Raw genomic sequence first — 12,730 nt, forward strand, 5'->3', positions numbered from 1 at the left:
CGGGCGGGCGGCGGCCCAGCGGCTGCGCGGCGGGCTGCCGCCGCTGACGGTGACCAGTGACGGGACGGTGTTCTGATGGCTGACGGTCCGGGCGGCGTACACGTCGTCGACCACCCCCTGGTCCAGCACAAGATCACCTTGATGCGGCAGAAAGACCTGTCCACCAACAGTTTCCGGCGTCTGGCACACGAGGTGTCGGCGCTGATGGCCTACGAGGTGCTGCGTGACCTCGCACTGCACGAGGTCGAGGTGCAGACGCCGATGGAGACGACCACCGGCAACGTGGTGGACGGCAAGAAGCTGGTCTTCGTGTCGGTCCTGCGTGCGGGCACCGGTCTTCTCGAAGGTCTGCTGGAGGTGGCGCCATCGGCGCGGGTGGGACACATCGGTCTCTATCGCGACCCGAAAACGCTTGTGGCGGTGGAGTACTACTTCAAGATGCCCGGCGATCTGCAGGAGCGGGACGTGATCGTGCTGGATCCGCTGCTGGCCACCGGTAACTCCGCGATCGCGGCGGTGGACCGGCTGCGCGAGCACCGGCCGAAGTCGATCAAGTTCGTCTGTCTGCTGACCTGTCCCGAGGGCATTGCGGCGATGAACCAGGCCCACCCGGAGGTGCCGATCTACACCGCGGCCGTGGACCGCGAGCTCGACGTGAACGGCTATATCCTGCCTGGCCTGGGCGACGTGGCGGACCGGATCTTCGGCACCAAATAGCCCACAGGCACCCACCTGAGCGGCCCTGCGCCGTAGGGTGAGTCATGGCCATCATCGAAGCTGCCGCCTTCCAGCCCCACGCAACCGGCGAGTCGTTCGAGCGCGATGTCGCCGACACGCAGCGTTACTTCGACAGCCCCCGGTTCGAGGGCATCATCCGCCTGTACACCGCCCGTCAGGTCGCCGAACAGCGCGGCACCATCCCCGCCGACTATCCGATCGCCCGCGAGGCCGCTGCCGCGTTCTACCCGCACCTGCGGGAGCTGTTCGCCAAGGGCAAGAGCATCACCACGTTCGGTCCCTACTCCCCCGGCCAGGCCGTGGTGATGAAGCGGATGGGCATCGAGGGCATCTACCTCGGCGGCTGGGCGACCTCGGCCAAGGGCTCCATCTCCGAGGATCCGGGACCCGACCTGGCCAGCTATCCGCTCAGCCAGGTGCCCGAGGAGGCCGCGGGGATCGTTCGCGCGCTGCTGACCGCCGACCGCAACCAGCAGTACCAGCGTCTGCAGATGACCAGTGAGCAACTCGCGACGGCGCCCGAGTACGACTACCGGCCGTTCATCATCGCCGACGCCGACACCGGGCACGGCGGAGACCCGCATGTGCGCAACCTGATCAGACGGTTCGTCGAGGCCGGCGTCCCCGGCTACCACATCGAAGATCAGCGGCCCGGCACGAAGAAATGCGGCCACCAGGGCGGCAAGGTGCTGGTGCCGTCCGACGAGCAGATCAAGCGGCTCAACGCGGCGCGGTTCCAGCTCGACATCATGCGGGTGCCCGGCATCATCGTCGCCCGCACCGACGCCGAGGCCGCCAACCTGATCGACAGCCGCGCTGACGAACGCGACCAGCCGTTCCTGCTCGGCGCGACCAACCTGAAGACCCCGTCGTACAAGTCGTGCTACCTGGCGATGATGCGCCGCTTCTACGACAAGGGCGTCACCGAGATCAACGGGCATCTGCTCTACGCGCTGCCCGACGGCGAGTACGACACCGCCGACAGATGGCTGGAACGGCAGGGGTTGCTGACGCTGATCGACGAGACGGCCACGGGCTGGCAGGACGGCACGCAGGCGTCACTCGACGCGGCCTTCGACAAGGTCGAGTCGCGGTTCGTCGACGCCTGGCAGGACGACGCCGGACTGAACACCTACGGCGAGGCGGTCGCCGAGCTGCTGGAGTTCCGCGAGCGTGAGGGCGAACCGCCCGCGATGAGCGTGGCCGAATGGCGGATGTTCGCCGAACGGGCCCCGCTGTACACGGCCAGGGAGAAGGCCAAGGAGCTCGGCGCCGACGTGGCCTGGGACTGCGAGCGGGTCAAGACCCCGGAGGGCTATTACCAGGTGCGCGGCGGTATCCCGTACGCGATCGCGAAGTCGCTGGCGGCCGCGCCGTTCGCCGACATCCTGTGGATGGAGACCAAGACCGCCGATCTCGCCGACGCCAAGCAGTTCGCCGACGCCATCCACGCCGTCTACCCCGATAAGATGCTGGCCTACAACCTCTCGCCGTCGTTCAACTGGGACACCACCGGCATGACCGACGAGGAGATGCGGGTGTTCCCCGAGGAGATCGGCAAGATGGGGTTCGTCTTCAACTTCATCACCTACGGCGGCCATCAGGTCGACGGCGTGGCGTCCGAGGAGTTCGCGACGTCGCTGCGCCAGGAGGGCATGCTCGCGCTGGCCCGGCTGCAGCGCAAGATGCGCCTCGTCGAATCCCCTTACCGCACACCGCAGACGCTGGTCGGCGGGCCGCGCAGCGACGCGGCGCTGGCGGCGTCGTCGGGCCGCACCGCGACGACGAAGTCGATGGGTAAGGGGTCCACCCAGCACCAGCACCTGGTCCAGACCGAGGTGCCCAAGAAGCTGCTGGAGGAATGGCTGGCGCTGTGGGGCGAGCACTACCAGCTGCCGGAGAAGCTGCACGTGCAGTTGCGTCCGCGGCGTGCCGGTTCGGACGTGCTGGACCTGCAGATCTTCAGCGACGCTTCCGAAGACGGCACAGATCCGCTGGCCAATGTGGTCGTCGACCCGATCAAGGACCGGCACGGCCGCAGCATCCTCACCGTCCGCGACCAGAACACCTTCGCCGAGCAGCTCCGGCAGAAGCGGCTGATGGACCTCATTCACCTGTGGCTGATCCACCGGTTCAAGGCCGAGATCGTGTACTACGTGACGCCGACCGAGGACAACATCTATCAGACCGAGAAGATGAAATCGCACGGCATCTTCAGCGACGTCTACCAGGAGGTCGGCGAGATCATCGTGGCCGACGTGAACCAGCCGCGGATCGACGAACTGCTCGCGCCCGACCGGAAGGCGCTGCTCCGGTTGATCAGCAAGCAGGACTGACGGCGAGTCACAGGTATCCACGTTTTGCGGCGAAAGTGCGAGTGCACCACCGCAAAACGTGGATTCCTGTGGTGGGTGTGACTGTCGAACTGGCTAGGTGTCCGGCTGCAGTTGCCGCATCAGCGTGGCGAAGTCGGCGACTTCCCAGTGCTCGGCCAGTTGGCCGTCCTCGATCCGGTACAGCTGGAACGCCGAGGCATCGACGCGCCGCCCGGTGGCCGCGATACCGAGGAACTCGCCGCGATGCGTGCCTTGCACCGAGTTCAGGACCGCGACGCGATCGTCTTCGGCGACCATCTGTGAGATCGGAAGTCGGATATCCGGGAAGGCGAACCGCAACCGCCGGAAGTAGCTCTTGAGCGTTTCGCGGCCGGGTGACTGCCCCGCGAGGTGGTCGTCATAGTCCTCGGTCACCAGCGTGTCGAAGGCGTCGAAATCGCCGCTCTCTACCGCGGCGAAGAATTTCTTCACCAGGGTTTTGTTCGCCTCCACCATGCCTCCAAGCCCGTCGGTGCCGCCGTGGTCGAAATATATGCCAGGGTGGGCCGGATCGCGGCTCGTTTGTCAGAGCGGTGCGGCGGCAGCCGACCGTCAACCGGTCGCCCTGTCAGTGCGCGGTCCACCCGCCGTCGACCAGCAATGAGGTGCCGGTGGTCAGCGACGATGCCGGGCAGGCAAGGTAGGCGACGGCCGCAGCGACTTCGTCGGCTGTGCCGAGTCTGCGCAGCGGGATCTTGCCCAGCACCCAGTCCCGGAATTCCGGCTGGGCCAGGCTGCGCGCGGTCAGCTCGGTCTCGATGAAGGTCGGGGCGACGGTGTTGACCCGGATCTTCTCGCCGGCCAGTTCCAACGCCAACGCCTTCGTCATGCCCTCCAGCGCCCATTTCGACGAGCAGTACAGCGTGCGCTGCGGCCCGCCCACGTGGCCCATCTGCGAACTGATCGAGACGATCGATCCGCCGTCGCCGTGCTCGCGGATCCGGGCGACGGCCTGCTGCGTCATGAACAGTGCCGCCTCGACGTTGACCGCCATCACCGCCGCGTAGGTGTCGGCGGTGATGTCCTCCAGCCGCTGCGGGATGTTGCGCCCTGCGCTGTTGACGAGCACGTCGACGCGTTCGTCACGCAGGACGGACGCCACGAACGAGGCATCGGTGACGTCACCGGTGTGAACCGCCGCCGCACCTCCGTAATCAGCTGCCAGACGGGCTGTTTCGGAAAGGGAGTCGGCCGTACGCCCCACCAGGTGCACGGTGGCACCCAGCCGCGCCAGTGCGACCGCGCAGGCGCGGCCGATGCCCGAACCGGCCCCGGTGACCCACGCGTGCTTTCCGGCCAGCGAGGCACCACCGACCAGGGCGTCGACCGCGCCGTCGCTCACTTGATGGCCTGGGGATTGACCGGCGAACCCACCGCGCCGGGGATCACCAGCGGCGGCCCCACCAGAAGGAACTCGTAACGACCGTCGGCGGCGCAGTCGTCAGCCAGCGGGTCGAGGTCCCAGATCTCGCCGACCAGCAGACCCATGGACACGATCATCACCAGGTGCAGCGGCTGGAACGTGCCTTCGAGTTCGTTGGGCCGCACCTCGGCGCCCCAGGTGTCGGTGGCGATGCCCGCGACCTCCTTGTCGTACAGCCAGCGCGCGGTCGACAGCGACAGGCCGGGGGCGTCGCCGGCCGAGAATCCACCCCAGCCGGGCAGGTCGCGACGCGCACCCATGTCGCCTGTGCGGATCAACACGATGTCGCCGCGTCCGACGGTGACGCCCTGGGCCTCGCAGGCCTCGTCGAGGTCTTCCGGGTAGATGGCCTCACCGGGCTCGAGGTGGGACCGGCCCTTGACCCGCGGGATGTCCAGCAGCACACCACGCGACACGATCGTCGGCATGTGTTCGACGCCGCCCTTGGACGCGCCGGAGGAGGTCACCTCCGCCGCGCTGAACCCGTTGAACATCTTGCCGTCGCGGAAGATGTGCCCCAGTGCATCCCACTGGGTGCCGCCCTGCAGGAACAGGAACAGGCTGTCGTCGGCGAAGCCCCAGCCCAGCGGGTCAGCGCTGTAGGTCTGGTTGCCTGCGAGGTGGTCGGTTCCGGTGGCCGCCATCTGGTGGACCGGGTTGACGCGCCCGAACGCGCCGGTCTGGGGGCCGTTGCCGTCCAGAGGAAGCTGCAGCGAGATCGCCTTTCCGGTCCGCACCAGCGACGCAGCGTGCTGCACGACGTCGGGGGTGATGAAGTTCAGTGTGCCCCTTTGGTCTTCGGTGCCCCAGCGGCCCCAGTTGTTACAGGACTCGTACAGCTCATGGAACAGCTCGAAGGTGATGGACGTCTTGCTGGTGGTCATGGTCGACTCCGGGTGTTGTGCGGTCGCAGACTTGGCGCGTTCGAGCGAAATCTACGGCGCACACCGGGGCCGCCGATTCCTCTTCCAGGCAGAAGAAAGGTCCGACTCACTCGACAATCGGAGGAAGTAGTCCTACTACCTGAGCAGCAGCTCGCACAGCAACCGTTCGGACGGATCGTCGAAGTCCAGCCCGGAGATGGACTGGATCCGTTTCAACCGGTACCGCAGTGTGGTGACGTGGATGTTCAGTCGCCGTGCGGCGGCCACGACGTTGCCGAACGTCGACAGATAGGCCGCGACCGTGGCGATGTAGTCTGAGCCGCTGGACTGGTCCTCGGCGCGAAGGCGATCGAGCTTCGGGTACTCGATGCCGTTCGCGGCGACGAACTGACCGACCTGGGCCAGCGCGATCCTGGCCAACGCATCGTCGAACCTCGTCACGGTCAGATGATCGGCCGGCGAACATGTTTCGAGAACCTGGTCGACCTGCCAGCGAGCGGCGGGGATGTCGGGAAGGCTTTGGACGGGCCGGCTCAACGACACCTGCACACCGCGTCCGAGCAGCGCCCGTCTGACGTGCTCGCCCACCGCGGCGGCGAAATCGTGCACCCGTACTTCTGAGGTGGTCGCGTCGTGGGCGAGCACGCAGTAGACGGTGTGCCCGATGGTCGTGGTCGCGCCGCGCCACCGATAGGACTGGCAGTACATGCCGACAGATTCGACGGTCCGGTTCCGATCGAGGTTCGTCAGCAGCGCGTCAGGTGCCGCGCGCAGGCCCAGGACGGTGTAGCCGGAGGCGGGGGCGAGGCCGTACTCCTCGGCTGTCGAATGCGGGATGGTGCCCTGGTCGAGCAGCAGACGCATCTGCCTGTCCTGGGCGGCACGTCGGTGGAAGCCGGCCTCCTGGTGCCGAAGCAGGAACGGCGCCGCGGTCCTGGCGGCGGCGGTCATCCGCCCGTGGATGTCGGCGGGCAGCGGTGTGTCGCCCTCGGCGACCCACAGCACACCGAGCAGAAAACGTTCGGCGCGAATCGAACACAGCAACCGGCGCCTGGCCTCGAAAGGGCCGTCGTCGACCGTCACGACCTCATCGGTGCCGAGCAGGGTGTCGATGACGCCCAGCGATTCCAGATGCCGCAACCAATCCTCGGGGATCCGGCGGCCCAGGATCGCGATGTCGCGACCCCTGTCGACCTGGCCGGTCGAGCTGGAATAGGCCAGCACCCGGAACTTCGCGTCTTCGATGATCACGTGGCCGCCGAGCATCTCCGCCAGCGACTCGGCCACTCCGGCAAGGTCTTCCAGCGCGACACCGGATGCCCTGATCGCGTCGGTGTTGGCCTGTTGGATCAGTTCCCGGATCAGATCCGACAGGGCCAGCCACGGCACGTCGGCACTGCGTTCGAGCACACCTATGCCGACCCGGACGGCGGCGGCGCGGACCAGAGGTCGGGCGTCCGCGGGGATCGGACCGACGATCACCGCGCACGCGCCTCGGTCGGCGGCGCCCGACAGCAGGCCGGCCCAGTCGGTGTGTGACGCTCCGACCACCAGCAGCAGATCCGCGTTGTCGTCCGACGGACCGTCGGAGACGGCCAGGGAGCGGATCCGTGCGCCGTCGTCGGGCGGTGCCACCGTCGTCACGACGTCCTCCCCCAGTAACCGGGCCAGATCGGGTGCGGAAAGCCCGCTCGCATACTCGGCGGCGGGCGCAGTGCTGTTCACGCCGTCAGTGTGCCCGACCAGCGGCAGCGACGATTAACCGATCCGAGTGTCGAAGCGGCCGATCTTCCTCTGTTCGGAGCGTGGGCTGCGCAGGTGGGCCTCCTACACTTCAGCGGACCGTGCACCTCGCGGTGCATGCACGAGACCACGAGAGAGACTGGGATTGCCTTGACGACCGCGTCCACGCTCGCACCAGGCCACATCGACATCCACGCACACCTGCTGCCGGAAGACTGCTACGAGATCCCGGTCAGCGACGGTGTGCGCCGTCTGACCGAACGCACCGACGGCGAGCTGTATCTCGGCGACTTCCCGATCGCGGTGACCCGTGACCAGATCTCCGGTGTGCCCCGGATCCTGTCTGACATGGATGCCGAGGACATCGCGGTGCGCGTCGTGTCCGCGCCCCCCTACGCCTTCGCCGTCTCCGCGGACCCGGATGCCGCCGCAGACTATGCGCGCCGCGTCAACGACGGTCTCGTGCGGATGTGCGAGACGAGCCCGGACCGCCTCATCCCGCTGGGGGTGTTGCCGTTACAGGATGCGGCCGCGACCACCGCAGAGGTCAAACGGCTTGTCGCCGAGGGGGTCCGCGGGGTCGCGGTGCCGCCCGTCGTAGGCTCGCTGACGCTGGGCGACCCCGAGCTGAACTACGTGCTGGACAGTTGCGCCGACGCCGGTCTGGCGGTGCTGGTGCACCCGACCCAACAGCTGCGTCCGGGCTTCAATCATCACTACCTCCAGAACCTGATCGGCAACCCCGTGGAATCCGCCACCGCGATCGCGTCGATCCTGCTCGGGGGGACCTTCGAGCGGACCACCGCGCTTCGGATCGCGTTCGTCCACGGCGCTGGGGTGGCGCCGGCACTGCTCGGCCGCTGGGACCACGGCTGGCGCATGCGCGCCGATGTGTGCGCCGACAGCTCCGCACCCCCGAGCGACGTGTTCCGCGACCACGTCTATGCCGACTCGCTGGCGCACTCGGTGGAGGCGGGCGAGCTGTTGTGCAAGGTGATCCACCCCGACCGGATCACCCTCGGTTCCGATTACCCCTTCGACATGGCCGACGCACATCCGGTCCGCTCGGCCGAGGCCCTCGGGCTGGATCGCGATGCACTGCGCACCAATGCGTTACGGTGGCTGGACTGGCCGTGATCCGTGCCGGGGCGGACCGTCACGGCCGGTGGTGGGACCCCCTGGTGACCATGCCGGGGTCCAGGGTCACGTGCCGGAACGGCGCCGCCGGGTCGCCGATGCGGTCCACCATCATGTCTGCCGCGGTCCGCGCCATCGTCGTCAGGTCGTAATGGACCGTGGTGAGGTCCACCAGTTCCCACGACGCCATGGGGATGTCGTCGAAACCGACGACGGTGAGGTCCGCGCCGACATCGAGGCCGAGGGCCCGCGCCGCATTCAACGCTCCGAGGGCGATCACATCGTTGCCGCAGAACAGCGCCGTGGGGCGACGCCGGCGCTGCAACAGCGTCGTGGCGGCCTGATACCCGGTCTGGTAGGTGAAAGGCCCACGACGCACCCGTGATTCGGGCAGGCTGACCGCGTGCCGGCTCAGCCCCCGGCGGAACCCGAGCTCCCGGTCACGGCCGGTGCTGGTGTCGGACGGGCCGAAGATCGCCGCGATCTCCCGGTGGCCGAGGTCGGCCAGGAACCCCGCGGCGAACTCGGCGCCCGCGACGTTGTCGACGGTGACGCGGTCGCAGTCGACACCATCGACGGTCCGATTGACCAATACGAACGGCACATTGCGGGCGCGAAGACCGGGCGGCAGCGGTGAGCCGAGGTGCGCGGTGGCGATGATCGCACCGTCGACGACGCCGTGCGGCAGGCTGTCCGCAGACTCCACGGAATCCGGCTCGGTCAGCAGGATTGTTCGAAAACCATGTTCTTCCAGCCGCTTCCGGACGGGCTCGACCAGTGCCGGGTAGAACGGGTTGGTCAGATCCTCGGTGAACACCCCGATCGAGCGTGCCTGCCGGGTCGACAGCGACCGGCCCGCCTCGCTGGGCACGTAGGACAGCGACCGCGCCGCCTCGCGCACACGCTCGACCGTCTCCGGTGAGATGCCGGGCATGCCGCGCAGTGCACGCGACACCGTCGACTGGGACACGCCGGCGATCTTGGCTACATCGTGACTGGTGAAGGGCACTGATTCCCGCCTACGTATGCGTCGTTGTGGAGCTGCCCGGAAATCTTCGCTGATCAGGGCCAGAATTGCCAGCACCGTTGACGACTGCATACGTATGCGGATATGGTCGCCGTCACACCGCAGGAAGAAAGGTTGGATCCAGCACATGGCCCAGATACTCAAGCGCGCAACGGTTCTCGAGAACGGGAGCGCGCGCGACGCGGACGTGATGTCCACGGTCGCCGATGTCATCGCCGATATCCGGCGGCGCGGCGACGAGGCGGTCCGCGAGTACTCGACGAAGTTCGACAACTGGAGCCCTGACCGCTTCCGCCTGTCCGACGAGCAGGTCGAGTCCATTGTCGCCACGGTCCCGAAGCAGACGATCGAGGACATCGAACTGGCGCAGCGCAATGTGCGCCGGTTCGCCGAACATCAGCTGGATTCGCTCCGCGATTTCGAGGTCGAGACAGAACCGGGAGTGTTCCTCGGGCAGCGGAGTATCCCGGTGGCCGCCGCAGGGGCCTACATCCCCGGCGGGCGCTATCCCCTCGTCGCGTCGGCGCACATGACGATCGTGACCGCCAAGGTGGCCGGCGTCCCGCGGGTGACGGCGTGCACGCCCCCGATCCGCGGTGAGATCCCCGCCGCGACGGTGGCTGCGATGAGCATGGCCGGTGCCGACGACATCTACCTGCTCGGCGGCGTACAGGCCGTCGCTGCGATGGCCATCGGCACCGAGACCATCGGCAAGGTGGACCTGCTGGCCGGTCCGGGCAATGCGTATGTCGCGGAGGCGAAACGGCAGCTCTTCGGCGAGGTCGGCATCGACCTGTTCGCCGGCCCGACCGAGACCTTGATCGTGGCCGACGACACGGCGGATCCGTTCATCGTCGCCGTCGATCTGCTGTCCCAGGCCGAGCACGGGCCGGACTCCCCCGCGATCCTCATCACCACGTCCGAAGCGTTGGGGCGAGAGGTCATCGATCTGGTGGACGCGATCCTGCCGACGATGTCGACCCGGGACTATGCGGAGGCGGCCTGGCGCGACCACGGGCAAGTGCTGGTGGCCTCCGGTCTCGACGAGGCGTACGAACTCGCCGACGAGTTCGCCAGCGAGCACGTCCAGATCCTTACCGCCGCGCCGCGCGACGCGCTGGACGTCATGCGCAATTATGGCGCGATCTTCCTCGGGGAAGGGACCTGTGTCTCTTACGGAGACAAGGTGATCGGCACCAATCACACCTTGCCGACCCGTGGTGCGGCCCGGTACACCGGCGGACTGTGGGTGGGCAAGTACCTCAAGACGGTGACCTACCAGGAAGTCGTCGACCCCGCCGCGAGCGCGGCTCTCGGCGAGGTCCTCGGGCGCGCCGCCCGGGTCGAGTTCTTCGAAGGGCATGCGCGCTCGGGTGATGTGCGGGCGGCCAAGTATGCGGGCGCTCCGCTGCCGTGGGCGCCGGACGGAGCGCCGGACTGGACGAAGACCTCCGTATAGCGGCGATATGTGATGGGCGTCATGCCCGATCAAGAACGTGATTGACAGCACACCCCGCGATGTATACATTTTCTTCAGTTGGTAGACAAGGAGGTCAAATGGCATACGAAAGTGCTGCCAGTCGCATCGCGGGTCAGCTACGGACCGAGATCCTGCACGGGCAGATCGCACCGGGATCCCGGCTGTCGCAACTGAGCATCGCCGAGCGCTTCGGGGTCAGCCGGATTCCGGTGCGCGACGCGTTGCAGATGCTCGCCGGCGAGGGCCTGATGCACCCCAGTTCGAACGCCACCGCGGTCGTGATCGGCATGTCGATCCCCGAACTTCAGGAGCTCTACGAGCTTCGCGAGGCGATCGAACCGCTGGCCACCCAGATCGCGGTCCCGAAGGTCGGGAGGGCGGACATCCTGCTGATGCGCAAGCAGATGACGGTCATGGAGACCAGCAGCGAGCCGCCGATCTGGTTGGCTGCCAACGCCGAATTCCATGCGGCCATCTACAAGCGGGCCGGACGCCCCCGGATGATCGAACTCGTCGAGCAGCTACGTCGACTCACGGACCGGTATCTGTACATGCACCTTGAGGTGATCGGCCAGACCGAACATCTGCACGCCGAACATGCCGCGATCCTCAGCGCCGTGGAGAGCGGCGACCCGGCGCTGGCCGCCAGGCTCACCCGCGAGCATCTGGCCACCTCACACGACTACATCCTGTCTTACCTGTTGGAACACCCCTCCGCGACCGGCGCTGACGACCTCATCAGCTACCACGATCGCGACCATCAAGACCCCGCGCCCTCGGCAACGAAGCCGAGGGGCGGCCGAACGAAGGGAACACAAGCGTGAATGGACTGGGACGGCGGCTGGCAGCCGCGTTGATCGCCGCCACGACCGCAATCACGATGTCCGGGTGCGTGTCCCGGCCCGACTCGGGTGCCGCGGGCGGCGGTGAGAACGGGACCATCCGGTTCACGTTCGCACCGGATCCCGTGTGGGACTACATCACCGACCAGGGAATCCTCGCCGAGATGGAGGAGGAGTCCGGGTACAAGATCGAGGCCTCGTCGACATGGGACGAATTCGGCGTGTTCGCCGGCGGCCACGCCGACATCGTCTCGTCGGCCTCCTACGAGGTTCCGGTGATCGAAGAGGAAACCGGTCGTGACACCGTCATCATCGGCAAGTACAACCTCGATCGCAGCGTGATCATCACCGCCGCCGACAACCCGGCGCAGACCTTGGCCGACCTCAAGGGTGAGGACGTCTCCGTGTACACGGCCGTGTCGGCCACGCTGCTGTGGGGCGCGTTCGCCAAGAAGATGCACAACGTCGATTTCCGCACCGGTGGAGGCGATTACAACCTCATCGTGTCGGATCCGCAGCAGCAGGCAGATCTGGTGGAGAAGGGCGAGGTGGCGGCGTGCCTGTGCCTGCCCGAGTTCGCCGCGCCGGGTCTGCGCAGCGGGGCGCTCAAGGTGATCTACGACGGCAAGGCGTCCTCGGACATGTATGCCGACCTGGTGGTCGAAGGCCATGAGGGTCCGATGATCAACGTCTTCCTGGCCGGCAACGAATGGGCTCAGGAAAACCCGGACCAGGTCGAGTTCTTCCTCGACGTCTGGCAGCGGGGTCTGCAGGAGTGGGAGGCCAACAAGGCCACCATCATCGAGACGTACCCGCAGCACTTCGCGGTCGAGGCGCCCGAGGACATCGCGTTCGTGCAGAACTACATCGACGACCACGACTGGTTCGTCCGTGACGTCCGGTTCGACCAGACCTGGGCCGACAACGAGGCGAAGGTCTTCCCGCTGCTGAAGGAGACCGGGTTCATGGCCGAAGACCAGGCGCAGCCGAAGTTCCGTCCGTCTGAGCAGGGCGGCCAGTCGTGACAGTGACCGCCCCGCCCCCCGCCACGGCAGGCGCCGCCCCTGAGAAGGGGGCGGCG

At 67.2% G+C, this 12,730-nt stretch carries 11 protein-coding genes; 6 read left to right on the top strand and 5 right to left on the bottom strand.

What is annotated here, in order from left to right; all coding sequences use genetic code 11:
- The first annotated feature begins 75 nt into the window (after positions 1-75).
- Together upp and aceA are read left to right on the top strand one after the other, a co-directional pair.
- Entirely contained in the window at positions 76-717 is a 642-nt protein-coding gene (gene upp / locus MVA01S_RS24720) for a uracil phosphoribosyltransferase (RefSeq protein ID WP_003932416.1), read from the top strand.
- 44 nt (positions 718-761) lie between these two features.
- Positions 762-3,074: an isocitrate lyase ICL2 gene (gene aceA / locus MVA01S_RS24725; protein ID WP_003932415.1), complete on the top strand. Its 2,313-nt coding sequence runs from the start codon at positions 762-764 to the stop codon at positions 3,072-3,074.
- Between the two features lie 93 nt (positions 3,075-3,167).
- Here aceA and MVA01S_RS24730 read toward each other — a convergent pair whose 3' ends face one another.
- From MVA01S_RS24730 to MVA01S_RS24745, 4 genes are all read right to left on the bottom strand, one after another.
- On the bottom strand, positions 3,168-3,566 hold the full coding sequence (locus MVA01S_RS24730; RefSeq protein WP_159426345.1) for an ester cyclase: 399 nt from the start codon (positions 3,564-3,566) through the stop codon (positions 3,168-3,170).
- Between the two features lie 115 nt (positions 3,567-3,681).
- On the bottom strand, positions 3,682-4,455 hold the full coding sequence (locus tag MVA01S_RS24735; RefSeq protein ID WP_003932413.1) for an SDR family NAD(P)-dependent oxidoreductase: 774 nt from the start codon (positions 4,453-4,455) through the stop codon (positions 3,682-3,684).
- Positions 4,452-5,420: a cyclase family protein gene (locus MVA01S_RS24740; protein WP_003932412.1), complete on the bottom strand. Its 969-nt coding sequence runs from the start codon at positions 5,418-5,420 to the stop codon at positions 4,452-4,454. The genes MVA01S_RS24735 and MVA01S_RS24740 overlap by 4 nt, the downstream gene beginning before the upstream one ends.
- Before the next feature lie 135 nt (positions 5,421-5,555).
- Positions 5,556-7,145 (bottom strand): PucR family transcriptional regulator, encoded by a 1,590-nt coding sequence (locus tag MVA01S_RS24745; RefSeq protein ID WP_040542377.1) that lies wholly within the window; start codon positions 7,143-7,145, stop codon positions 5,556-5,558.
- 168 nt (positions 7,146-7,313) lie between these two features.
- On the opposite strand from MVA01S_RS24745, the gene MVA01S_RS24750 reads away from it, so the two are divergent.
- A complete protein-coding gene (locus MVA01S_RS24750) occupies positions 7,314-8,300 on the top strand; it encodes an amidohydrolase family protein (protein WP_003932410.1) in 987 nt (328 codons plus the stop codon).
- A gap of 19 nt (positions 8,301-8,319) precedes the next feature.
- Here MVA01S_RS24750 and MVA01S_RS24755 read toward each other — a convergent pair whose 3' ends face one another.
- Entirely contained in the window at positions 8,320-9,309 is a 990-nt protein-coding gene (locus MVA01S_RS24755; RefSeq protein WP_003932409.1) for a LacI family DNA-binding transcriptional regulator, read from the bottom strand.
- 145 nt (positions 9,310-9,454) lie between these two features.
- On the opposite strand from MVA01S_RS24755, the gene hisD reads away from it, so the two are divergent.
- The 3 genes from hisD (at position 9,455) to MVA01S_RS24770 (ending at position 12,674) form a co-directional block, all read left to right on the top strand.
- Entirely contained in the window at positions 9,455-10,786 is a 1,332-nt protein-coding gene (hisD, locus tag MVA01S_RS24760; protein ID WP_003932408.1) for a histidinol dehydrogenase, read from the top strand.
- A gap of 98 nt (positions 10,787-10,884) precedes the next feature.
- The gene (locus MVA01S_RS24765; RefSeq protein ID WP_003932407.1) at positions 10,885-11,631 is read left to right on the top strand and encodes a GntR family transcriptional regulator; all 747 of its coding nucleotides are present in this window, start codon (positions 10,885-10,887) and stop codon (positions 11,629-11,631) included.
- Positions 11,628-12,674, top strand: coding sequence for an ABC transporter substrate-binding protein (locus MVA01S_RS24770; protein ID WP_003932406.1), 1,047 nt, complete (start codon positions 11,628-11,630; stop codon positions 12,672-12,674). Before MVA01S_RS24765 ends, MVA01S_RS24770 begins: the two co-directional genes overlap by 4 nt.
- Positions 12,675-12,730 lie beyond the last annotated feature (56 nt).

It is taken from the genome of Mycolicibacterium vaccae NBRC 14118 = CIP 105934 (genome assembly GCF_001552715.1).
Lineage (GTDB): Bacteria > Actinomycetota > Actinomycetes > Mycobacteriales > Mycobacteriaceae > Mycobacterium > Mycobacterium vaccae.

Coding starts and splice junctions, on each gene's coding strand:
- MVA01S_RS24740 (WP_003932412.1), bottom strand. CDS start 5,420: ATGACCACCAGCAAGACGTCCATCACCTTCGAGCTGTTCCATGAGCTG.
- aceA (WP_003932415.1), top strand. CDS start 762: ATGGCCATCATCGAAGCTGCCGCCTTCCAGCCCCACGCAACCGGCGAG.
- upp (WP_003932416.1), top strand. CDS start 76: ATGGCTGACGGTCCGGGCGGCGTACACGTCGTCGACCACCCCCTGGTC.
- hisD (WP_003932408.1), top strand. CDS start 9,455: ATGGCCCAGATACTCAAGCGCGCAACGGTTCTCGAGAACGGGAGCGCG.
- MVA01S_RS24765 (WP_003932407.1), top strand. CDS start 10,885: ATGGCATACGAAAGTGCTGCCAGTCGCATCGCGGGTCAGCTACGGACC.